This is a genomic window from Betaproteobacteria bacterium, assembly GCA_016709965.1.
Taxonomy (GTDB): Bacteria; Pseudomonadota; Gammaproteobacteria; order Burkholderiales; family Rhodocyclaceae; genus Azonexus; species Azonexus amarohabitans.
Map to the genome: position 1 here is coordinate 847686 of JADJLT010000006.1, position 23633 is coordinate 871318.

Annotated in this window: 14 protein-coding genes; 4 read left to right on the top strand and 10 right to left on the bottom strand. The window is 57.4% G+C overall.

The annotated features are described in order from the left end of the window. Positions 1–3: 3 nt before the first annotated feature. The 7 genes from IPJ12_18515 to IPJ12_18545 all read right to left on the bottom strand — a co-directional run bounded on the left by IPJ12_18515 (position 4) and on the right by IPJ12_18545 (position 13235). On the bottom strand, positions 4–570 hold the full coding sequence (locus IPJ12_18515; protein ID MBK7649088.1) for a response regulator: 567 nt from the start codon (positions 568–570) through the stop codon (positions 4–6). Beyond that, positions 567–1883 carry a response regulator gene (locus IPJ12_18520; protein MBK7649089.1) on the bottom strand — a complete coding sequence of 439 codons (1317 nt, stop codon included), beginning with the start codon at positions 1881–1883 and terminating at the stop codon, positions 567–569. The genes IPJ12_18515 and IPJ12_18520 overlap by 4 nt, the downstream gene beginning before the upstream one ends. Continuing rightward, positions 1880–4273 carry a PAS domain-containing protein gene (locus tag IPJ12_18525; GenBank protein ID MBK7649090.1) on the bottom strand — a complete coding sequence of 798 codons (2394 nt, stop codon included), beginning with the start codon at positions 4271–4273 and terminating at the stop codon, positions 1880–1882. Before IPJ12_18525 ends, IPJ12_18520 begins: the two co-directional genes overlap by 4 nt. After that, positions 4270–7248 carry an EAL domain-containing protein gene (locus IPJ12_18530; GenBank protein ID MBK7649091.1) on the bottom strand — a complete coding sequence of 993 codons (2979 nt, stop codon included), beginning with the start codon at positions 7246–7248 and terminating at the stop codon, positions 4270–4272. The genes IPJ12_18525 and IPJ12_18530 overlap by 4 nt, the downstream gene beginning before the upstream one ends. A 406-nt stretch (positions 7249–7654) precedes the next feature. Then, positions 7655–8617, bottom strand: coding sequence for a hypothetical protein (locus IPJ12_18535; GenBank protein ID MBK7649092.1), 963 nt, complete (start codon positions 8615–8617; stop codon positions 7655–7657). A 285-nt stretch (positions 8618–8902) separates the two neighbouring features. Further along, a complete protein-coding gene (locus IPJ12_18540; protein ID MBK7649093.1) occupies positions 8903–9829 on the bottom strand; it encodes a response regulator transcription factor in 927 nt (308 codons plus the stop codon). Then, positions 9816–13235 carry a response regulator gene (locus tag IPJ12_18545; GenBank protein MBK7649094.1) on the bottom strand — a complete coding sequence of 1140 codons (3420 nt, stop codon included), beginning with the start codon at positions 13233–13235 and terminating at the stop codon, positions 9816–9818. The genes IPJ12_18540 and IPJ12_18545 overlap by 14 nt, the downstream gene beginning before the upstream one ends. Positions 13236–13381: 146 nt before the next feature. Here IPJ12_18545 and IPJ12_18550 point away from each other — a divergent pair, with 146 nt between their 5' ends. After that, complete coding sequence (locus IPJ12_18550; GenBank protein ID MBK7649095.1) at positions 13382–14074, top strand: carboxylesterase; 693 nt, start codon at positions 13382–13384, stop codon at positions 14072–14074. An 8-nt stretch (positions 14075–14082) separates the two neighbouring features. Here IPJ12_18550 and IPJ12_18555 read toward each other — a convergent pair whose 3' ends face one another. After that, complete coding sequence (locus tag IPJ12_18555) at positions 14083–14322, bottom strand: hypothetical protein (GenBank protein MBK7649096.1); 240 nt, start codon at positions 14320–14322, stop codon at positions 14083–14085. A 242-nt stretch (positions 14323–14564) separates the two neighbouring features. On the opposite strand from IPJ12_18555, the gene ovoA reads away from it, so the two are divergent. The 3 genes from ovoA (at position 14565) to IPJ12_18570 (ending at position 19317) form a co-directional block, all read left to right on the top strand. Continuing rightward, positions 14565–16667: a 5-histidylcysteine sulfoxide synthase gene (gene ovoA, locus IPJ12_18560; GenBank protein ID MBK7649097.1), complete on the top strand. Its 2103-nt coding sequence runs from the start codon at positions 14565–14567 to the stop codon at positions 16665–16667. A 410-nt stretch (positions 16668–17077) separates the two neighbouring features. Continuing rightward, a complete protein-coding gene (locus IPJ12_18565; GenBank protein MBK7649098.1) occupies positions 17078–17965 on the top strand; it encodes a hypothetical protein in 888 nt (295 codons plus the stop codon). Between the two features lie 446 nt (positions 17966–18411). Further along, positions 18412–19317: a hypothetical protein gene (locus tag IPJ12_18570; protein ID MBK7649099.1), complete on the top strand. Its 906-nt coding sequence runs from the start codon at positions 18412–18414 to the stop codon at positions 19315–19317. A gap of 316 nt (positions 19318–19633) precedes the next feature. On the opposite strand, the gene IPJ12_18575 is transcribed toward IPJ12_18570, so the two are convergent. Both IPJ12_18575 and IPJ12_18580 read right to left on the bottom strand, forming a co-directional pair. Continuing rightward, on the bottom strand, positions 19634–21037 hold the full coding sequence (locus tag IPJ12_18575) for a transposase (GenBank protein MBK7649100.1): 1404 nt from the start codon (positions 21035–21037) through the stop codon (positions 19634–19636). Between the two features lie 173 nt (positions 21038–21210). Next, positions 21211–23529, bottom strand: coding sequence for an acetate/propionate family kinase (locus IPJ12_18580; protein ID MBK7649101.1), 2319 nt, complete (start codon positions 23527–23529; stop codon positions 21211–21213). Between the last annotated feature and the right edge of the window lie 104 nt (positions 23530–23633).

Here is a 23633-nt window from a genome sequence, read left to right on the forward strand (position 1 = left end):
GCGTTAGTCCTTGGCCTGGAATTCGGGGTCGAGTATGACTGAACCATCCGGCCCCCAATTCACATTGGTGATGCCCGGTTCGATGGATTCGAGCCGTTCAGCCTCAATAGATTCGGGAGTGGTGTCGCCCATTTCCATGCGAACGAGGTTGGCGAGCTGACGATTTTCGATGAGCAAATCGCGGTGGGCCAATGCCTGGCCGATGGCTGACATCAATTCATAGTCATTCCACGGTTTGCCGATGAAGCGGTCGATGCCGACTTCATTGACGGCCCGTACCAGTGCGTTCAGATCGGCGTAGCCGGAAAGAATCAGGCGAGCTGCATCCGGCTGCATGGACTTGGCGGCCTTGAGAAACTCGATACCGTCCATGACCGGCATGCGGTAGTCGCTGATGAACAGGTCATAGCTGTCTTGACGGGCGGCATCGAGTGCCGCTTGCGGCGAACTGAAGGCGTGCACTTCCAGCGGGAAGGTCTTGTTCCCGCAGATACAGGGGGCAAGGCGCAAAACCCGTTGCAAGGCTTTGAGGATGGCTTCCTCATCATCGACGATCATGACGCGGCTCATTTTTCCTCCTGGCGAATATAGAGCGTCAGGCTCTGCTGTTCCACATGCTCCATCCGGAGCAACTGGGCGATGATGTCAGCGGTCAAGGTACTGCCCGTGGACAGCAGCAGATAGCCATCGCGATGCATCAGGTCGCGGTTCAATACCATCCCCGGTTTTAAATGCATGGTGCGCAAGGGCAGCTCGACCGGTACGCTTTTCTGACTTTCCGAAATCAGCCTGAAAATGGCGTCGACCGCAGCAGGGTCGTAACGCTTGCCGCGGTTGTCGTTCAGAAAGGCAAGTGCCTCATCCTGATGCAGCGGACGCTGGACGAGCGTGCCGATTTGCAAGGCATCGTAGTCATTGGCGACTGCCAGGATGCGCGCCCCCTGCGGAATGCTGATGCCGGCAAGGTGATCCGGATAGCCACTGCCATCGAAATACTCGTGATGGTGGCGCACCAGAATGGCAGCCTCGCGGAATCGCGCAATGCCCATCAGGATATTCTGGCCAATCTGTGGATGTTTCATGACTTGCGCCCGCTGCTCGGGACGCAGGGTATTGAATGGTTTGGTCAGCAATTCGTCAGGCAGGCCAAGCTTGCCGATGTCATGCAGCAGGCCGGCCAGCATGATGTTTTGTGTTTCGCCATCGCTCAGGCCCAGGCGTTGGGCTATTGTTCTCGCCAGTTCAGCGACCCGTCGACCATGCCCGGCGAGCTGGTTGCCGCCAGGTCCGCTGCGCAATTCAACCAGACCGGCAAAGACCTGAACGGTGGCCAGGAAAGATTTTTTCAGCTCGCCATGCGTCTGCTCGACAAAGGTCAGCGCCTGCTGCAGCTCGGCAGTTCGCTCGGCAACCTTTCGCTCAAGGCCGGTATTCAGAATTTTGAGTTCTTCGTTCTGGGCTTGAGTCAGCGCTGTGAGACGGCGATTTTCAGCTTCCAGACGCTGCCGGTCCAGCGCTTCGCGGACTGTATTGATGATCTCCTGGTCATCCCAGGGTTTGGCGATGTAACGGTAAATTTCACCTTCATTGATGGCCGCGACCGTCGAGGTGACATCCGCGTAGCCGGTGAGCAGGATGCGCATGGTCGATGGCCAGCGCTGGCAGACCTTCTTGAGAAAGGCAGCGCCGTCCATTTCAGGCATGCGCATGTCGGAAATGATCAGATCGACAGGTTCCTGTTCGAGCTGGGCCAGCCCGGCAGCACCACTTTCGGCGACGAGAATGCGATAGCCATGCGGCCGGAAGAGGCGGCGCAGGGCAGAAAGAATGCCCGGCTCGTCATCGACGAAGAGCAGGGTGGCGGGTTCGGGCATTTCGCTCATTGCGAAGTCTCCGGGAAAGTGGTGGCCGATTCTGCGGCCAATGGCTGGATGGGAATGATGACGCGAAATGAGGTGCCGATGCCAAGTTGGCTACTGACATCGATGCGCCCGTGGTGGGTGTTGATGATGCCATAGGCAAGTGACAGACCTAGCCCGGTGCCTTTGCCAACCGGCTTGGTCGTGAAGAACGGCTCGAAAATTCGAGTCAGATGTTCCGGGGCAATGCCTTTGCCGGTATCTGAAATCTCGATGGCGATTTCATCACGACCAAGGCGGATGGTGCGAATGGTGATGATGCCTTTGGTTTCGATGGCATGGCCGGCGTTGACCAGAAGATTCATGAACACCTGGTTTAGCTGGGAAATCAGGCAATAGACCTTGGGAATGTCACCAAACTCCTTGACCACCTGGCACTTGTATTTCAACTCGTTCCAGACAATATTCAGCGTCGAATCGAGGCCCTGATGCAGATCCGCCCAGTCCCATTGATGTCCGCTGACATGCGAGAAATTCTTCAGGTCCTGAACGATCTTGCGCACCCGGGATAGGCCGTCACGGGATTCATTCAGCAGTTGCCCTATGTCTTGACGAATGTAGGCGAAATCGCGTGTTTCCTTGAGTTGGGTGATTCGCGTCTGACGCACCTCTGGCTCGTCAGCAGATGACTGCGCGTCGTCATAGGCGTCAATGATTTCCATCAAGTCCCGCACATAAGCCTCAAGCGTGCCTAGGTTTGAATGAACAAAGCCGATTGGGTTGTTCAGTTCGTGGGCAATACCGGCCGCCAGTTGGCCAATCGACGCCATTTTTTCGGATTGCAGCAATTGATTGTGGGCTTCTTCCAGTCGCTTGTTCAATTGTCTTTGGGCGGTCAGCGTCTCGGTAAGCTCGAGTGCGCGTTGGCGGCGCTCTGTAATGTCGGTGAGAATCCCGTCATAGAATTCAACCTCACCCTGTTCATTGCGCACTACGTTGGTTCGATCAGACACCCATATAACCTGACGGTCAGCGGTGAGCAGGCGATATTCCTGAACGTAGTCGCGACGTCCTTCGGCGGTATAGCGCACGACTTCGTCGACGATGCGCGCACAGTCGTCGGGATGAATCATCTCGGCAAAGGGGGGCTTGCCATCCATCAGATCTTCGACGCTGTAGCCCCAGGTGGCCACGTTTTCGGATACAAAAACGACTGGCCATCCCGCTGCGGCGCGCCAGCGGAAGCAAATGACCGGGCTGGCATTGACCACCTGCATGGCGATCATCAATGCCTTCTCCGCACGACGCTGACAAACGAGGCGCCAGGTTGCCGATGCAAGAAGCAATACCGTTTCAACGTCTGTCTCGGTGTAGGGGGTGTCTTTATTGCCGACGCCAGCCATCATGCGTACCCGATCATTGTCGATAACCGGCGCACTGATCAGGCGTATAAGTGTTGAGTGCCCCTCTGGCAAACCGTGTTTGTGATCCGCATTCGCATAGTCGTTGATGACAACTGGCGCTTTCTGGCGGGCGGCCTCTGCCCATAACCCGGCCTGGGCGATTGCGTAATGCCGGTCAAAGGCGGCATGACAATAGTGAGCCAGCGTGTTTGGCGACCAGGTGACCAGTTCAATGCTTTCGCCGTCGTCATTGACGAAATGAATGAAGCCGATCCTGCTGTCAGTGAGCGCTTCGATGCGGGCAATGGCATATTGCATGAATCCCGCTTCATCCAGCCCGGCACATTTCTCGGGAAACTCGAGCAGCGCCTCGGAACGTCGGGTTTGCAGATCCAGCATGGCCACAGCTTCTCGCCGTGTCGTGATGTCGATGGCCACGCCGTCCCAGATAGCACCCCCATCGGACGTTCGTCTTGGTCTGGAACGTAGTTGCAACCAGTGATGTTGATTGTCCGATGTGCTGATACGCAGATCGATGGAAAATTCACCCAGGGTGCGTTCGCTTTCGGCAATGCTTGCCAGCAAATCGGGCAATTGGGCCGGATCGACCTGCTGGAAGAGGAGACCAGGGTCCTTGATGATTTCCTCAGGGCGGTAGCCGTGGATTTGGGCTACGCCGGAGCTGATATAGTCGAATTTCAACTGGCCGCCGACACCTTTAGTGCATTGGTAGATATAGGCGCCTGGCAAATTGTCACCGAGCGAGCGAAGGCGTTCCTCGCTGGCTAGCAAGGCTTGCCGGAAGTGAGCGTCGTTGTCGCTGGCGCTCTTGACGCGCCGGGCAAGGCTGCTGGCGAAAGCACCACTCAGCAGAAGGAGGCTGGTGGCAAATGCCAGGGGCCATCCCCAAAAAAGTTCGGGAAAATGAACTCTGCTGAATGTTGTGACCAGCCCAATGAGCAATGCCATCGGGACGAAATAACGCAAAAAAGCGTGATTGCCCGGTGTCATGAGGTGTTGCCGGTTTCATGCGCCTGCTTTGCCATCCGGAAAGCCTCGCGAATCTGCTCGCGCAACTGATCATCATCCCAGGGCTTGGTCAGAAACTTGTATATCGCGCCGCGGTTGATTGCTGCAGTGACCGATTCCAGATCCGTGTAGCCGGTCAGCACCAGACGAACCGTATGGGGATAGAGTTGCCGTACCCGCGACAGGAATTCCGTGCCCGACATGTCTGGCATACGCTGGTCGGAAATCACTACCTGAACGCTGTGCTTGGCCATCAGATCGAAAGCGTCAGCGGGTGAAGTCGCGGTCAGTATGTTGTAGCCCTCGCGGCGCAAAAGACGGGACAGCGATTTAAGGATGTTGGGTTCGTCATCCACCAACAGTAGCGTATTCGGGCTTTCTGCATGGCTTTCGGGGAGCGGCAACTGTTTGTTGCCGAGCAGCAAGGGGGCAAAATTTTCCGCTGAGAGCGCGCGGCTGAAAAGATAGCCCTGCATTGCGTCACATCGGCGGCTACGCAGGAAGTTTGCTTGTGCCTCGGTTTCGACCCCCTCGGCAAGTACGGAAAGATTGAGACTGCGGGCCATGACGATGGCCGCGGTGGCAATGGCCGCATTGACCGGGTTTTCAATGATGTCACGAACAAAGCTCTGGTCAATCTTGAGTTTGTCGAACGGAAAGCGCGAGATATAGGCAAGCGATGAATAGCCGGTGCCGAAATCATCCAGAGACAGCTTGACGCCCAGATTCTTCAGTTTGCGGCAAAGGAGCACCGCAGTATCGATGTCGTCGATAAAGGCGCTCTCGGTGATTTCCAGTTCCAAGGCACCTGCCGGCAGTCCAGTACTGCTTAGCGTATCGGCAATGATATCGAGCAGGTTGGCCTGGCGAAACTGTCGAGTGGACAGGTTGACCGCGACCCGCAAAGGAACCAGCCCAAGGTCCAGCCAGCGCCGGGTTTGCTCACAGGCGGTACGCAGGACCCATTCGCCTATCTCGATGATCAGCCCGGTTTCTTCCGCAATCGGAATGAATTCGAGGGGCGAGACCTGGCCGAATAGCGGATTCCTCCAGCGCAACAGGGCTTCCATGCCGATCATGTTGCCACTGTCGAGGCTGATCTGCGGCTGGTAATTGACCGTCAATTCCTGATTTTTGAGCGCATCACGCAAGGCCGTTTCGAGGCCCAGTCGGCGTGAGGCGTCGGCATCCATTTCCGGCGAATAGAAACGGAAAATATTGCGTCCCGCCTGCTTGGCGCGGTGCAGGGCTGTATCTGCGCATTTCAGCATCGCTTCGCCGGCATCGCCATTTTTAGGGGAGACACTGATGCCGATACTGGCAGTGATGACCAATGTCTGGCCCGCAACGTTGAAGGGGACTGCAATGGCATCAAGCATGCGTTGAGCCAGTGCCAGCGCATCGTGTTCGTGCCCGAGGTTGGCCATCACGAAGCCGAATTCATTGCCGGCTCTTCGTCCGACGGTATCGCCTTCACGGACCTGCAGTTTCATTCGGCGGGCAACTTCGAGCAGTACTTCGTCGCCTGCCGGTGGGCCTAGCGTCTCGTTGACGAAACTGAAGCGGTCGAGATCAAGCAGAATCACCGCGGTGCCACGGTCGAAACGACGGGCAGTCAACAGCGCCTGTTCCAGTCGGTCGCCGAAAAGATTGCGATTGGGTAATGCGGTGAGCGTGTCGTAGCTCGACAGGTACTGAATGCGTTCGGCTGCTGCCTTGCGTTCCGACAGGTCGCTGAATACCCCGACATAATGGCTGATCGCGCCGTTGGGGCTTTTGATCCCGGAGATGGAAAGCCACTCGCTGGTCAGTGACCCATCCTTGCGTCGATTGGTGATTTCACCTTGCCAGTTGTCGTGGCGATCCACCTTTTCCCAAATGTCGTTGTAAAACGCGGCGCTATGCACGCCGGACTTCAGCAGGCTTGGATTGTTGCCGAGTACATCGGCTTCGGTATAGCCGGTGATGTGCGTAAAGGCCTTGTTGATACGCAGGATGCTACGTTTTGCATCGGTAATGCAGATGCCGTCGGTTATTCCGGTAAATACCGTGTTCGCGAGCTGACGTTCGGCCTCGGCATCCTTGCGCGAGGTGATGTCGACCATGGTGCCCATGACCAGACGCGGGTTGCCTTGTTCGTCGAATTCAATGGTTCGGCTACGGGACTCGACCCAGCACCAATGACCATCACCATGGCGAACGCGAAATTCCTTGACGCTCATGCGATCCGCCTCATCGCCCGGCCGCGTTAGTTGGCGTTCAACGGAGGGTCGGTCTTCAGGGTGCACGAGGTCCAGACAGCCGGATATTCGTTGCGGCTCTTCCGGGTAGCCGAGTAGTTGGCGCAAACCATCGTTCCAGTGATTTCGGTCGTTGGCGTGGTCATGTTCCCAAATCCCGAAGCCCGTATTGTCGAACATTAATTTGAGCCGACTCTCCAGCCGCATGGTCTCGGTCATTCGCCGGGTGAGCTCTTGTTCCAGCCAATGCTTTTGGTTGGCGAGGAGCATTCTGGCTTGCCGCAGCTCCAGCTGCGCGCGCATTCGAGCGAACAGCACCTGGAAATTGATGGGTTTGGTGACGTAGTCTGCCGCACCTTCTTCGAGTCCGCGGCCCTCGTCGTCGCCCTCGCTGAGCGAGGTCACGAAAATAACCGGAATATCGCGCGTTGCGGGGTTGGCACGCAGTCTGGCAAGGACGGTATGGCCATCCATCTCCGGCATCATGATATCCAGCAGGATCAGGTCGGGTTGGGGTTCTAGCCGGGCGTATTCAAGCGCAGTGGCCCCGCTCCCGGCGGTCCGTGCCCGGGCGCCTGCGCTGGTAATCATTTCTGACAGGATCGTGAGATTGAGTGGTGTGTCGTCGACGATCAATATCAGCGACGCGTCTCCGTCCGCTGTGGATACGCGAAGGTCCATTCCCACCTGCTCGACATTGTCGTTATCTTTGATCACGAAGCCCCCCCTACATCGCTAGTGTCGCTCTGCCGGTGTGGGCTGTCCAGCAATCATCTTCATTTTCCGGCAGGCGGAATAGCCTGTGCCGGCGCATTGTCATTTCAATACAATGCTATTGAGATTTTTGTGCGTGGCTTTCGGGGCTTGGCGTGATCTCCGGTTTTCCAGACGTACTTGTCGCGATGAGTTTGATCGCGCATGGCCGTCAGGCTCGGGCCATGATTTCTTCTGTTTTAGCCGTTTTTTTCCGGTTGACCGCGGGAATCACTCGATCAGGCTTGAAGGGGCGCTCAACTCATGCGAAAAAGGCCGAATAGTGTTGCTTGGCGTTGAGCGCAAGATCATCGCTGACGGGGGGGGAAGCCGTGAAGCTGCATCTGTTCGGAATGCACCGGTTATCGTATCAACCAGGAAGCATTGGCGGCAGGGTCGGTGCGCAGCCGTTGTTGACATAGCATTCCACTCGCTCGATGTATTCCTGAGTGCTCTTTGGCATGGGCGTGCGGGCGCGGGCGATGTGGAAGACGAGGTTGCGGCCGCGACGCAGCAATTCGACGCCATCGGGTAGCACATGGCGCGTGGCCTTGTGCGGACTGTTGATCTCGTTGAGCTGAGTCGTCGGCGTAAAATCGGCCAGTCGTTCACCGGCGGTCACGAACCGTGTCCAGACGCTGAAGATATCGGCATCGGTGCGCAGGGTCTCGGTCTTGATGCGGGCGGCCGTGGCGAATTCAAGCACCGCTTTTTCAACGCCGGCAAAGGCGGGGATGCGGGAGAAATTCTTGCTCAGGCAGTCGGCAATTCGGTCGATATCGCGCATGCACTGGCTGATCTTGATGTAGCGGTTCTCGTAGAAATCTTCGAGAGGAATCGAAAAGGCACGAAACGGCTCGCCCCAGAGTTCATCCAGCCCTTCTTCGCCGCTGCGATGCAGGACTGTGCGGCCGAGCTCCATGGCTTCCAGCAGGCAGCGACCGCATTCCTGAACCAAGGGGAAATCTTCGAGAACTTCGATTCCCTCAGCCTGCAGTTCGACCAGTCGACGAAAGATATCCGCCGCCCGGTTGAACAGGGCGCCGGCCAGCATGCCGCCCTTGACGCGTCGACGGGCTGGGTCGGTTTCGGCGTCATAGGCTGCCCGCGCTTCGTTGAGGCGGGCGCCGGGGATGTTCAGTCCGTGTTCGGTATGGTTGAAGAGTCGCCGGGTCAGCGCCTCGATCAGGGGTTTTTTGGCCTGTAAAGAATCGGCTGGGACGGCATAGGTCTTTACCCAATACCCCCCATAAAAAACGCGTTCGGCACGGCCGAATAAACGACGCGTACTTTCCTTGGGCAAATCATCATGGCTCGAAATAATGGCACGCATAATTACGATATCCCGATATGCTGATCAATGAAATACAAGTAGCAAGACGCATGCCGCAGTGCGGCAATTTATAAATTATTGATTTAACGGATGAATGATTTTTCGACTGAGGGTTGCGCCGGATTTTCTGCACCTTGCCAGTGCAGTGCCGTTATTCAGGCGTAATTGCGGTGCGTTGGCCAACGCGAGGCAGCTATGACCTGAGCGGCAATTTGCTTAATGTTGCGGTGCAGTGCTAACGACCCTGGAAAATCAACTCATCCCGAAGCCGGGCATGCGTTTGACTTAGCTGCCCCGCATCTTGCTCATCGCCAGATTGGCCGCCGCCGTGCGGGTTTCGACGCCGAGCTTTTCAAAGACGTGCTCCAGATGCTTGTTGACGGTTCGCGGGCTGTTGCCGAGGATTTCGCCGATGTCGTTGCTGGTCTTGCCCTGGACCACCCAGTAGAGCACTTCGGCTTCGCGCTGGGTCAGGCGGAAGGCGGCGATCAGCGATTCGACCGCGGAAGCGTCGTTTTCTTCCCGCAGGACGACCATCCATTCATCGTCGCCGGTCTGGTCATGGAAGGAGGCCAGCAGGCGTTTATTGCCTTCGGCGATGAGCAGTGGCGCCGGCTCGCGGCCATCGGCACGGGCGTGGTGGGCCGCGGTGATCCAGGCGAGCAGTTCGTCGGGGGCGACTGTTTCCGGATTGGCGAAATAGGCGTTGAGCAGGCCGCGCGCCAGAGGCGTTTGCCAGACAATGCGGCCGTCGGCTGCACGCACGGCAACGGTGGCCTGACCGAAAGCATCAAGCGCGCTGCGCGCCTGCTTCATTTGCCGCGCGTTCTGCATGTGGGCTGCAATGCGCGCCAGTACCTCGGCCGGACGGATGGGCTTGGTTACATAGTCGGAGCCACCCGCTGCAAAGGCTGCGACGACGTGTTCGGTCTCGGTCAGCCCGGTCATGAACAGGATGGGAATGTGCTGGGTTGAAAAGTCGGCCTTGAGGCGGCGGGCGACTTCGAAGCCGTCGACGCCGGGCATCAGTGCGTCGAGCAGGATGACATCGGGCAGGCTTTGCCGGGCGCGTTGCAGCGCGGCTTCGCCATGCGTGGCGACGAGCACGGTATAGCCCGCTTCATCGAGAGCATCGTGAAGCAGGGAGAGGTTTTCCGGCACATCGTCCACGATCAGGACAATGTCCGAGATGCTACGGTCAACGGGCGGCATCGCGCATTTTCCTGAGAATTTCCTTCATGGCATCGAACTGGAATTGTCGCGCAAGTTCGCGCAGCACGCGGACGAATTCGCCATGACTGGCATCGATACGCTCGATCTCGGCCAGCTTGTTGAGAATGCCGCGCAGATAACCCAGTGTGATCAGCTCGTCGAGCGTAGCCAGATCGCTGGCGCCAGGCGGTTGCAGGGCTGGCGGTTCGGCGGGTGGTTCCGCTGGCAGCGTGGCGGTAGCCTCGGAGGTGACCCAGTCGAGCCCCAGTTTTTTGCCCAGCCAGTCGAGCAGGGCGTTGACCTTGAGTGGTTTGACGATGAAATCCTCGGGCGCGATGCCGACATCGTTGTCCAGGCCCCGGTCGTAGGCGTTGGCCGAGAGGATCGCAATAGGCGCCTCGGTCAGCTGCTGCTGACGCAGGCGGCGGATGGTTTCCCAGCCGTCAATGCCGGGCATGCCCAGATCCATGAAGATCAAGTGCGGGGCAAAGTGCGGCACCGACGCAAGGCATTCGTAACCGCTGGCGGCCTGCTCGACGATGAAGCCGAGCGGTTCAAGGACGTTCTGCAGCAGGTCGCGATCGACTTTTTCGTTATCGACAACCAGGATGCGCCGCCGGACGCCGACATAGCCGATACGGTTGAGTTTAGGCAATTCCCGGGCCGCCTGAATGGAATGCACCGACGGCAGAAAGAGCCGGATACGGAACAGCGTGCCTTCGCCGGGCGTGCTGGACACCTGCATTTCGCCCCCCATCAGGTCGGTCAGCATGCGGGCAATAGTCAGGCCGACGCCGCTGCCGCCAGCCTGCACCGTGCTGCCACGGGTGAAGGGTTCGAAGATGCGCTCCATGTCGGCCGCCGGGATGCCGGGGCCGCTGTCGCGGATGTCGAAGCTGGCCATGTCATGCCGGCATTCGACGCTGAAAGTGACACCGCCGCGCACGGTAAATTTGACGGCATTGCCGATGACGTTGATCAGGATCTGGCGCAGGCGCTTTTCGTCGGCGCGGACAACGGGCGGCACCTCGCCCACCGGCTGGTATTTGAAGGAAAGCCCCTTGTTGCGTGCTTGCAGCTCAAACATGCCGACAATTTGCTGCAGCAACTCCGGCAGGTCCATTGCCTTGATATCCAGCGTCAGCTTGCCGCCTTCGATGCGGGCAATGTCGAGCGTGCCTTCGATCACCGAGAGCAGGTGATCGCCCGACTTGCGGATGACACTGACCGCCTGCTTGCGATTGGGCGGGATATCTTCGTCGGCGGCAAGAATCTGGGCATAGCCGAGAATGCTGTTGAGTGGCGTGCGCAGTTCGTGGCTGATCGCCGTGATGTAGCGGCTCTTGGCCTGATTGGCTTGTTCGGCGACGACCTTGGCCTGCTGCAGGGCGGCATCGGTGCGCTGGTGCGATTCGATTTCCTGCATCAGCAGCTGGGTCTGGCGGTTCGATTCTTCCTGCGCGACGCGCCGGCTTTCCTGGGTCAGCACCATCCACCAGGCGATGACGCCTGAGAGCATGAGCAGGGCGGCAAAGGTCTTGATGAAACTGTCCTGCAAGCGGGCGATCACGGTGGGTTCTGCGGCGCTGAGGGCGAGCAGTTCATGCGTGTAAAGCACGCCGAGAATCAGGGCCAGTACCGGCACGATGCCGGTCATCAGCAGCAGATAGTGGCCGAGGCCAGTGTCGAGGTAAGGCAGCGCGGCCTTGGGCAGGATACGCCGCAGCACGGCATTCCACTGCGCGCCGAGGTGAGCATCGGGCTTGCAAAGGTCATGACAGCGGGCGTCGAGCGAACAGCACAGCGAACAGATCGGACCTTGATAAGCCGGGCAGTAGGCCATGTCTTCGGCCTCGTACGGATGTTCGCAAATCGAGCATTTTTTCCGGTTGACCGCGGGATCACCCGCAGCCTTGTTCGCAGCGGGTTCAGCCGGTCGCGCAAGATAGTAACGACCGCCGGTGGCCCAGGCGATCAGCGGCGAGATGGCAAAGGCGGCCACCAGCGCAACGAATGGCGCGTACGGTTGCAGGGCATTGCCGAACAGGCCGGCGAAGGTGCCGATCGACAGCGCGGAGGCCATGACCATGGCACCGACCCCGACCGGATTGATGTCGTACAAATGGCTGCGCTTGAACTCGATGCCTGCCGGCGAAAGGCCGAGCGGCTTGTTGATGACAAGATCGGCGACGACGGCGGCCATCCACGAAATCGCGATGTTCGAATACAGGCCAAGTACCTGGCCGAGCGCCTGAAACACGTTGAGTTCCATCAGCAGCAAGGCGATCAGGGTGTTGAAAATCACCCAGACGACGCGTCCGGGATGGCTGTGGGTGAGGCGCGAAAAGAAATTCGACCAGGCCAGCGAACCGGCGTACGCGTTGGTGACATTGATCTTGAGCTGGGAGATGACGACAAACAGTGCCGTGGCGCCGATCGCCAGCGTCGTGTTGTCGAAGACATGCGAAAAGCCGATCAGATACATCTGGTTGGGGTCGACTGCCTTGGCAGCTGGGATGCCATTGCGCAGGACCAGCCAGGCGAGCAGGGCACCACCGAGCATCTTGAGGATGCCGGGAACAATCCAGCCCGGACCGCCGACAATGACGGCAAACCACCAGCGCCGGGCGGTGGCCGGCGTCTTTTCCGGCATGAAGCGCAGGTAGTCGGCTTGTTCAGCCATCTGAGTCACCAGCGCGATGCCGACGGTCAGCGCGGCGCCGAACAGATGCGGATTGAAATTGGCGTCGCCCCCCATTTCACCGCCGTACTGCCACAGCCCGGCCAATGCCTGCGGATCTTCAATGAACAGGAAGGCGTAGGGCAGCACGAGCAGAAAGATCCACAGTGGTTGCGTCCATGCCTGCAGCTTGCTGATTGCGGTGACGCCGTGGGTGACCAGCGGGATGACCACCAGCGCGCAGATCAGATAGCCCCAGGCCGGCGGAATCTTGAAAGCCAGCTCCAGTGCGTAGGCCATGATCGCGGCTTCGAGGGCAAAGAAGATGAAGGTGAAGCTGGCGTAGATCAGCGACGTGATCGTCGAGCCGATGTAGCCAAAGCCGGCGCCCCGCGTCAGCAGGTCCATGTCCAGGCCGTGACGGGCGGCCATGACGCTGATCGGCAGGCCGAGCAGGAAGATGATCAGGCCGGTGGCAAGAATCGCCCAGAAGGCGTTCAGGAAACCGGCTTCGACCATCATGGTGGCACCCACGGCCTCCAGCACGAGAAACGAGGCCGCGCCAAATGCGGTGTTGGCGACGCGCATTTCCGACCACTTGCGAAAGCTGCGTGGTGTGAAGCGCAGTGCGTAGTCCTCCAGCGTCTCGTTGGCGACCCAGGTGTTGTAGTCGCGGCGAATCTTGATGACCTGTTGTGTCGCGGAGGCAGGGGGGGCAGCGTTCATGGGGAAATTAAAACATGTTTCCGGAAGTCCGGGCCTGTCCGGATGCGGCGGCGGAAAATGATGGTGTCGCAAAAATTCCTCGGGTCGGGTAGTCAGTGGCGCTTGGATTCCGCATACTGCCGGCCAACTGACATGAGGAGACTGCCTTGGACGACCATCTGCCACCCATTGAAATCGAAACTGCCGCGAATCCTGAATTTGCCGTGATCTGGCTGCATGGCCTGGGTGCCGACGGCTCGGATTTCGTCCCCGTCGTGCCTGAACTGGGTCTGCCCGCTGCGCCAGCCGTGCGCTTCATCTTTCCCCATGCGCCGCACATGCCGGTCACCTGCAACGGCGGCTATGTCATGCGTGCGTGGTACGACATCATTTCGCTGGACAGCAATGCCCGTCGAATCGACGAAGCGGGGATCATTGCTTCGCGGGAAGCCATCCGCGGCTTGATCGAATTTGAAAAAAGCCGCGGCATTCCGGTTGACCGCATCTTCATCGCCGGATTCTCGCAGGGTGGGGCGGTGGCCTACACGACAGCGCTGACCCATCCGGAAAAGTTGGCGGGCGTCATTGCCTTGTCTACCTACATTCCCAGCCCGGCACTGCTGACTGAAGAGAGCGCTGCAGCCAATCGCGACACGCCGATTTTTGCCGCCCATGGCACGGGTGATGATGTCGTGTCACCCGCCCTCGGGTTGGCGGCCAGAAAGCTGCTGGCCGAGCGTGGCTATGTCATCGACTGGCATGAATACCCGATGCCGCATTCGGTTTGTCTCGAAGAGGTTCAGGCGATTGGCCGCTGGCTGGTACAGCGTATGCGGTCTATCGTCGATCGGGCGGGCTAGCGCGTTGCTTATTTTCCCTTGATCTGCCCGGTTTTCTCGGTGTCGGTAATGGAGTGGGCTTCTTCATCGGCCGCGTGCAGCAGCCAGACGAGGTCGCTGCCCTGTACCGGCATCGGAATCATCTGGTTCCAGCTCCAGCGAAACACCGGGCCGTAAGGGATATAGCGGGCCAGCACGTCGCCTTGTTCGGTGACCCCGAAAAACGGCAAAGGGGAAACAATGGCGTTCTTGAGTTGCGCGTTGTTCATGATCGGCTTCCTTCTGTTGTCCAAGGACAATAATCAGTCTGCGCGCAGTTGATCGACTGATCAAGCGCCCCGTGCTGGCGACTGGGAGCAATCGGTTGAATCAGTCGACGAAATCGTGGTCGATTCACCATTACACTGGCAGGCTATCGTGCCCCATTGAATTCGCCTTGCGGCGGTAACACAGGAAGACCATCATTGAAGTTCAGCCCATTTATCGGGAAGTTTTCCCCAGCGGTGCCCGCATGAAACCACTCAATTTTCCCGGAACGCCCTTGTTGGCCGGCCAAGACGTCGAGCAAAAGCGTCAGCAGATTCTCGAGTACTTCCACGCTACCTTCGATCGCTACGAGCAGCTTTTCGAGACACTGAGCTGTGATGAAGCGTATTTCGTCAAGCCGATTTCGCTGCGTCATCCGCTGATTTTCTACTTCGGTCATACCGCCACCTTCTTCATCAACAAGCTGCTGCTGGCCGGATTGATCGAGGCGCGCATCAATCCCGGTTTTGAATCAATGTTCGCCATCGGCGTCGATGAAATGAGCTGGGACGACCTCAATGACGTACGCTACAACTGGCCAAGCGTTGCCGACGTGCGCGCTTATCGCCGACAGGTGCGTGCTGCGGTCGACCGGATAATTCGGTCAAAATCGATCACTTTGCCCATCGGCTGGGACGATCCGTTCTGGATCGTTCTGATGGGAATCGAGCACGAGCGCATCCATCTCGAAACCTCGTCGGTGCTGATTCGCCAGCATCACCTGAAATATGTGAAGACCCACCCGGCCTGGATGCCTTGCGCCGAGAGCGGTGCCGCGCCCCAGAATACGCTGGTCGATATTCCCGTAGCCGAATTCCGCATCGGGCGCGAGCGCAGCGAACCGGTCATCTATGGCTGGGATAACGAGTTTGGCCGCCATGACGCATCGACGGCCGCCTTCAAGGCCAGCCGCCATCTCGTATCGAATCATGAATTCCTGGCCTTCGTCGAGGCCGGTGCCTACGCCGACGACTCGCTGTGGTTGGAAGAGGGCCTGGCCTGGAAGAATTTCACCAAGGCGGAGCACCCGACGTTCTGGGTGAAAGTCGGCGCGCAATGGCGCCTGCGCCTGATGCTTGACGAAGTCGCCATGCCTTGGGACTGGCCGGTGGAAACCAACTACCACGAGGCCAAGGCATTTTGCCAATGGAAGGCGCGCATCAGCGGCCAGGCCGTGCGCTTGCCGACCGAGGATGAATGGCAGGCACTACGCCAGTTCGCCGGCGTTGATGATCTCCCCGGCGATCCGGCCAATATCGAACTCCGCCACTTCGCCTCCAGTTGCCCGGTCAACCGGTTCGCCCATGGCCCGCTGTTCGATGTCGTTGGCAATGTCTGGCAATGGCTGGAAACGCCAATTTATCCTTTCGGCGGATTTGAAGTACACCCGATCTACGACGATTTCACCACACCGACGTTTGACGAGCGTCACAACCTGATCAAAGGGGGCTCATGGATTTCCTGCGGCAATGAAGCGGCACCGATTTCGCGTTACGCCTTCCGCCGTCATTTCTTCCAGCATGCCGGATTCCGCTATGTCGTGGCCGATGTTGCCGCCACCCAGCCTGCCTCGCATTACGAAACTGATAGGCTGATTTCGGAATATATCGAATTCCACTACGGCGCCGAATATTATGGAGTCGCCAACTTCCCGCGCACACTGGCGCAACTGGCGATTGAGGTGATGGGCGACCGGCCGGCTCGCAAGGCACTTGACCTTGGCTGCGCCACCGGCCGCGCCTCGTTCGAGCTGGCTCGGCATTTCGATCAGGTCACTGGTCTCGATTTCTCGGCACGTTTCATCGGCGTCGGTACCCGGTTGGCCGAGCAGGGCAACCTGCGCTATACGCTGACGGAAGAAGGCGAACTGGTCAGCTACAAGGAATGCTCGCTGGCCGACCTTGGCCTCAGCGAAATTGCCTCCAACGTCGAATTCTTCCAGGGCGACGCCTGCAATCTGAAGCCCGTATTCACCGGCTACGACCTGGTGCTCGCCGCCAACCTGATCGACCGCCTGTACAGCCCGGCGCTCTTCCTCGAAACCATTCACGAGCGTATCAACCCGGGTGGCCTGCTGATGCTCACCTCGCCTTACACCTGGCTACCGGAGCACACCAAGCGCGAAGAATGGATAGGCGGTTTCAAGAAAGACGGTGAAAACTTCACGACCTTCGATGGCCTGAAAGTCATGCTGGGCAAGCACTTTCGCCTGATTCGCGGCCCTGAATCGGTGCCTTTCGTGATTCGCGAAACGAAGCGGAAATTCCAGCATACGCTGTCGGAGGTAACGATCTGGGAACGGATTTGATACCGTAGTTCAGCGATCAGGCGGGTATTCGGAATCTGTGGTTGAAGCCATCCCGAAGTGAATAAGGTGTTTTTGCGTCGGGATGGGTGGCTAATTCGTGCCCTTTGCGGTCAGATAGCTTTCTCTAAACCGGTCAGTCAGCCCAACCAAGGTTCTTCGCAATGGAGTGCTCCGAAGCGGACGTTGCCGACCTCACCCAACCGGCCACAACCCGACACTTGCTGCACCTTCCCCAAAGCAGACATTGTCCTGCGGAAGTCATCTGGGATATTGATGTTGTTATACTGACAGCCAATATTCCAAGTGACTTAAAGTGATCAACTTAGAGCAATGAATACGGCATCAACGATATCAATTGTTATACGGCCCCCAGCATCCGTATAAACACTGTTAGATCTCTGGAGAGCAGTATGGCTATTCCTCACAAGTGTCGGATATTTGCAGTCATAGCAACACTTTCATTTTCTCTTCCTGCTTATGCTCAAGCAGAGGGAATCATTGCTGGGCTCTTGACGAGTTATGTATTTTCACTGGTAGTCGCCTTGGTTGTTCTAGTTCTGATGCTTCTCGGTAAGCGAACACGAAAGGTTTTGCATTTCCCAATTCTATTGGCTGCCTTGCCCTGCCTTCCACTTGGAATGTCCATTCTTAAAGGAGGGGGAACCAATTCAATGCTCATTTTTGCGATCATCGGTGGGTATATCGCACCGTGGCTCTTTGTAGTCAGTTCAATGATTGCAGCGTTCGTATTAAGGGGGCATGAGGAAATACCGAAAGAGGCTTTTGCGTCTGAAAAGAGGCGGTCGCTGTGGCATGCGTTGAACATTACGCTGCCTCTAGCAGCGTTGCTAATAGAATTTACTCACCCGATTGGTTTCACTATTACGCGGCTGTTGTATTACTTTGATTGGTTTCGCTCCTTGTTGCGGTCGCTTAACGGAGTTGGACCATACTTCCTTGTGTTGGCTCTAAACTACTTTTTTGTAGTCACGGTTTTGCTAAAAATATTTGATTGGGTAGCCATTTGGCGGTGGTTAAAGCCATCGTTATCAGGGACAAGTATTCTGGTGGTTGCAAACATTATTGTTCTTGCCTTCCTTCTTGTTCCTTTAGGCGATGAGTCGAACCCTACAATTCAGGCTCTTCGGGATGACTTAAGCAGCCTGTACTTCTGGGCAAGCATGTTCTTGGCATTTATTGGCTACCTCGTAATGATCAAGTCGTCGTTTGCTGGGACGAAATCTAACTCGCAACTCAACACGGATGTTCCGCCTACAGGCGAAGCACCTGTTAGCTAGCACGTTGAAGGTCCGCTGTCCCACGCTCTGACTGTCGCGTTTGGGCACCGAAGGGACCATCCTCTCTTCGGATTCATCGCCCAAAAGCAGCCATTGAGGTTCCGCTTCCCGAAAGCGGCCGGTCGTCACTGAGTACAACGTGCCCAAACCGGCCTGATGCAAATTTCATGGAACAATGGCGGCTCAGTCTTCATAAACCTGACGCTCAACTCGTGGCTGAGCACAGACTTCACTAGGTAAAATCTATTGATTGCATCGATCTCTAGCAACAGCAAGAACGACACTTTAAACCAACCAAACTCAAACCAAATATCATATTAAATCGTCGTCGAAGGTGCCTGCATAATCCTCCTTCCTCATCACGGCGTCCCTATGGACGCGCCAAAATATCAAAAAGACCGTATCGGTCTAGAGGAAGCCAATGAAACCTTTTGGAGGTGGGCGGCATGATTGAACTCGGGCCAGGGGCCACCCTTTTTCGCACTGCCGGTTGGCTGATCTGGCTTCTCGTCATTTGCGTCTTGCTCGCTGCTTGGGGACTACCAAAAACCAAACGTGGCAAGGCCGTTGCTGTGGCTACGACACTGGGAGCGCTGCTAATGTTCCCGGGCCGGCAAATCCTTGAAATGCGCCAGCAGGAGAGCTCTGCAAGAACTAAGGTTGCCGACGCTGAAAGGCGTTTCCAGGAACGCTGCAAAACAGCGGGCGAATTCATTTACAGCTCGGTGGAAAACGTCGAGGGAGTTTTGGTAATGAAAGAAAGGGCCAAGGAATACAACCATGGAGAACAGTTTAGGATGGATGATCCGTATGGTTTTGACGTGTCCGGAGACGGCTATATCGAAAATTTTCTCAAGCGCAGGAACGAAAAGGGGTCTTTAGTTCACGATGGGGTCAAACGCGGCTACCGCTACGTTGACGTCATTAACCCAACCGATGGAAAAAGGTATCGTTATACGGGTCGTGTGGACCAACCCTTTCTTCGCGACCAGAATTATGCTAAATGGGTTCAAGAATACGTTCTCGACAAGGTACTGAGCATCGAGCCCGCACCACGCTACGGCGTCACCTACGACGACATTTCGACCCGTGAAGACCGCGAATACTGGATTGCCGGCAGTTCATTGCGCGTAATTGATCTGCTAACCAACGAAGTAATGGCAGAGCGCATCGGCTACATGATGGACCCCGGCCAAGGCGCGACAGGGCAAGGGGGGAGCCATTCTAGCTGGGAAAGGGCTCGCCGACACGCTTGCCCCGTATTTCCAGAAACACCGGATGGCCACCCATTCACTGGCTACCAATCCCGAGATTTCGTCGAAAAAGTTGTTAAACCGATTCAGGAAAAATAATCATGGTTCAACCCTCCGTTGCCGAATATTTCAAATACGCCAACCTAATGCCGTCCATGATGCGCTCTCCCTAGAAGCTGAACTTTCTTCTAAGGGAGCAGCATGCATAAAATGCCAAAGGCATGGCAATGAGAATGACTGCTTCTAGACCGGTTCGAGACATATTGAGAGGTGACCGTAGCTAATGCTGAATGACTGCAGTTGGCCGATGGTGTTGAAAAACTCATTGCTCAAGCCGGGTTCGCTCGCCCGATATGCGATTTTTTGCGGGTTTTAGCCTTTAAATGAGGTCGGCGAGCTGTGGTTTTAGGTCATTTCATGCCATTTCACATCCTGCGGGCGCAACTATCCCGCCACTGAGCGGTGAAGGACAAGCAAGTTTGGCCAGTCGGCGCAAATTCTGAACGGTCGCCGCCAATGTGAATTCATCGCTGGCCCCGCTGAGGCCACGTAAACGTAACCGGTCCAACCGGAGAATCCGCTTGAGGTGGGCAAATAGCATCTCCACCTTCTTGCGCTCACAGCGTGACTGCTGATATTGCGGCGTCTTGGCGATGCTCCGAGCCACATTCCGGGCATCCTCATGGATGCTCCGGGCAATTTTGCGCATCTCCGTATTCGGGCAGCACCGTGCTTTTTCTGGGCAGCTTGCGCAGTCGCGCTGGCTTGCTCGATATACGATCGTCTCGGCTTTGGTGATGCGGCTGCGTGGATTATTGAAGGCGCGGCGATCACAACGTAGACTCTTGCCAGTTGGGCAGCGGTATTCATTGGCCTCTCGATCCCACTGGAAATCGCTACGAGAGAAGGTGCCGTCTTTGCGCTCAGTCCGATCCCAAACGGGGACGTGTGGTTCGATAGCCTTTTCATCGACCATCCAGGCCAACATCGGTGCCGTACCGTAGGCCGTATCCCCGATGAGGCGCCGTGGAGTGATATTGAAGTTCGTCTCGACGCGATCGACCATGAGCTTGGTGGACTCAACCTCTGCGGTGCGATTCGCAGGCGTCGCTTCCACATCCACGATGACACCATGGGCAACATCAATCAGATAGTTCGTCGAATAGGCAAAGAAGGCCGGCCCACCGGGTGCGGCCGTCCAACTTGATTGCGGGTCGGCGAGCGAAATGCGCTTGGGGATGGTTACGCCCAGCGCTTCGTTGTCCAGCCCTTCCAGATATTCGCGTACAGCCCGCTTGCAGTGGGCCGGATTCTGCCAGACATGAGGTTCATCGCCCGGCATGGCCAGTTTGGAGCCTGCCTCTGCCTCAATAATGCTGGCATCTACGGCAAAGCCTTCACCCTTGACCAGCCCGGCGGCCATGCAGGCACGTACGACTTTGTCGAACACCCAACGGAACGTATCGCTCTCGCGAAACCGCCCATGGCGATTTTTAGAGAAGGTGGAATGGTTTGGCACGACATCTTCCAAGCCGAGACGGCAGAACCAGCGGTAGGCTAGGTTCAGCTGCACTTCCTCGCACAAGCGCCGCTCGGAACGGATGCCGTAGCAGTAGCCAACAACCAGCATCCGGATCATCAACTCGGGATCAATTGAGGGGCGCCCCGTGTGGCTGTAATACTCGGCCAGATAATGGCGTAGATCAGTCAGATCAAGGCAGCGATCAATGCCACGGAGTAAGTGCTTTTGGGGAACAACTGACTCAAGATCGAAGGAATAAAACAGATGGTCTTGCCCGCCTGACTGACGCCCCATCATCTTGATTACCCCAGAAAATAATGCAATACGCATATTTTACATCGGTGGGTTTTTCAACACCATCGGCCGACAAGAGACTGATTCGCGTCAAGTCGATTTCGGATAGACATAAAAAAAGATGGTGGGCCTTGCCCACCATCTTTTTGGGAATGGTTCACGTCCAGTAGCGGCGGTCAGTGCCGGCTCTGGATTTCCTCAATGTAGCCGAGCATGCCGGTATGGATGTTGCCGGCGTTGCCTTCGTCGGTGTCGATGTGCATGGCCAGGCGGAAGGCTGGATTCACCCGGACGACAACGTCGCCGAAGATCAATTGGCGTTCCCCTTCGATGCGAACCCGGACAATGTAGTTGTCGCGAACATGGAACCGCATGGCGTCTTCCGGCGTCATGTGGATGTGGCGCTGGGCGCACACTACGCCGCGTTCGATGACCGAGCTGCCGAACGGGCCTTCCAGCGTGATGCCGGGGGTGCCGGCAAGGTCCCCGGATTGGCGGATCGGCGGCTGGATGCCGAGCTTGAATTGCTCGGTCATGGCGACCTCGACCTGAGTCTCCTTGCGCGTCGGGCCGAGGACCCGAACTTTGGCAATGCGACCCTTGGGACCGACCAGATGAACCTGCTCTTCGCAGGCGAACTGGCCTGGCTGGGAGAGTTCATGCATTGGCGTCAGCTGGTGGCCGGGGCCAAATAGCTTTTCGACATCAGCTTGCGCGAGATGCACGTGGTGGGCGGAGATCTCGACCGGGATCGGTGCATCTTCAGCCTTGGCGGCCAGCAGCAACTGGTTGCGCTCAATGGAACGCAGCGTTTCCCAGGCGACCAGGCGTTCGTCATCGTTGGCGACGACGAGGATGGTGACCGGCGAGTCATCGGTGGAGATGACGGCATGCGAATTGATCTGGCCGAGATTGCGGTTCTTTTCTTCGTCCAGCTTGATGCCCATGAATTCGAGGCCCTGGCAGGCCAGGCTGCGCACGGCGGCGCTGGTTTCGCCGACATCGCCGGTAAATGCCAGCACATCGATGCCGCCCATGGCTGCCACATAAGCGCCAATATTCTTGCGCACCTGGTAACAGAAGGCCTTGTGGGCGAGCAGGGCGCGGTGATGGCCTTCGCCCGCTGCAGCCTCGATTTCGTGAATGTCGCTGGAAATGCCGGAAATCCCCTTCAGGCCACTTTCGCTGTTGATCAGTGCGGACAACTGCTCGGGCGACATGTGGTGTTTTTCCATCAGATGGATCATCACTGCCGGGTCGACGCTGCCGGAACGACTGGGCATGATCAGGCCGTCACTGGGGGTCATGCCCATTGTCGTGTCGATTGAGCGACCATGGTCGATGGCACACAGCGAGGCGCCGATGCCGAGGTGGCAGGAGACGATTTCCAGTTCGCCAAGCGGGCGCTTGAGAACTTCGGCGGATTTCAGCGAAACGTAGCGGTGCGAGGTGCCGTGGAAACCATAGCGGCGAATGCCGTGCTGCTTGTAAAGCTCGTAGGGCAGGCCGTAGAGGTAGGCGTAGGGTGCCAGTGTCTGGTGGAAGGCTGTGTCAAAAACGGCGACCTGCGGAATGTTCGGGAAGTGCTTCATGGCGACGCGGATGCCGGCGACGTTGACCGGGTTGTGCAGCGGCGCGAAGACAGAGAGTTCTTCGATATCGGCGATGACTGATGAGGTGATGACGACCGAACTGGAGAACTTGTTGCCACCATGCACGACGCGGTGGCCGATGGCGGTGACGTCTTCCGGATGGAAGGTGAAGGCTTCGCCGAGCAAGGCGGTGACTTCCTGCATGACCGTAAACAGGTCGGACAGCTTGAACGGTGCGTGGTCGATGCTCTTCTGATGCGGTCCGACACTGACGGTGATCCGGGTGACCTGCTGATCGGCATGGTCGATGATGCCGTGCACGTCGGCGCCACTCTCCTCGGTGTCGTAGATACCGAAATGGATTTGGCTGATACCGACGTTGAGAACGATGACCTTGCCCGGCTCATTGGTGGTCAGCGACAGCGCGTAGGGGTCGTTGGAATGAACAACGGCGTTGGCCTGGGCGGTGACCAGATCGACCGACATGGCACGGGTGCGATCGGCCAGCAGGCGCGAAAGGTAGCCAACGGCCTTCGGATTGGTCAGGATATGGGTATTGAAGACTTCCTGCGGGACCATCAGCACGAAGCAGCGGTTGCCGGCGATAACGTCGGCGACGATACGGTCGCCCGTCAGCAGCGACATCACGCCAAAGACGTCACCAACACCCAACTGGGTAATGACGACACGTGAACCGGTGTTGTCGGTCATCGATATTTCAGCATGGCCGCTGATCACGATGCCGATAAAGCGGCCTTCGTCACCGGTTTCAAGGATCGCTTCGTTGCCTTCGTAAGTGGCCAGGCGGGACTTGATGACGATTTCCTCGACCTTGTCGGCCGGGAAATTTTCGAACAGGCGTACCTGTTCCAAGAAGAAGCGCTTCAGATCGATTTCACTCATGCTGTTTCTCCGCCTTGCTAGGCAATATGTTATACCTGAAAGACTACCATTTTGTTGCGGTGCAGCAAAGCGATTGGGTCAACTCAAGCCGCAGAATCGTGTCG

Coding starts and splice junctions, on each gene's coding strand:
- IPJ12_18515 (MBK7649088.1), bottom strand. CDS start 570: ATGAGCCGCGTCATGATCGTCGATGATGAGGAAGCCATCCTCAAAGCC.
- IPJ12_18520 (MBK7649089.1), bottom strand. CDS start 1,883: ATGAGCGAAATGCCCGAACCCGCCACCCTGCTCTTCGTCGATGACGAG.
- IPJ12_18525 (MBK7649090.1), bottom strand. CDS start 4,273: ATGACACCGGGCAATCACGCTTTTTTGCGTTATTTCGTCCCGATGGCA.
- IPJ12_18535 (MBK7649092.1), bottom strand. CDS start 8,617: ATGCGTGCCATTATTTCGAGCCATGATGATTTGCCCAAGGAAAGTACG.
- IPJ12_18540 (MBK7649093.1), bottom strand. CDS start 9,829: ATGCCGCCCGTTGACCGTAGCATCTCGGACATTGTCCTGATCGTGGAC.
- IPJ12_18545 (MBK7649094.1), bottom strand. CDS start 13,235: ATGAACGCTGCCCCCCCTGCCTCCGCGACACAACAGGTCATCAAGATT.
- IPJ12_18555 (MBK7649096.1), bottom strand. CDS start 14,322: ATGAACAACGCGCAACTCAAGAACGCCATTGTTTCCCCTTTGCCGTTT.
- ovoA (MBK7649097.1), top strand. CDS start 14,565: ATGAAACCACTCAATTTTCCCGGAACGCCCTTGTTGGCCGGCCAAGAC.
- IPJ12_18565 (MBK7649098.1), top strand. CDS start 17,078: ATGGCTATTCCTCACAAGTGTCGGATATTTGCAGTCATAGCAACACTT.
- IPJ12_18570 (MBK7649099.1), top strand. CDS start 18,412: ATGATTGAACTCGGGCCAGGGGCCACCCTTTTTCGCACTGCCGGTTGG.
- IPJ12_18575 (MBK7649100.1), bottom strand. CDS start 21,037: ATGATGGGGCGTCAGTCAGGCGGGCAAGACCATCTGTTTTATTCCTTC.
- IPJ12_18580 (MBK7649101.1), bottom strand. CDS start 23,529: ATGAGTGAAATCGATCTGAAGCGCTTCTTCTTGGAACAGGTACGCCTG.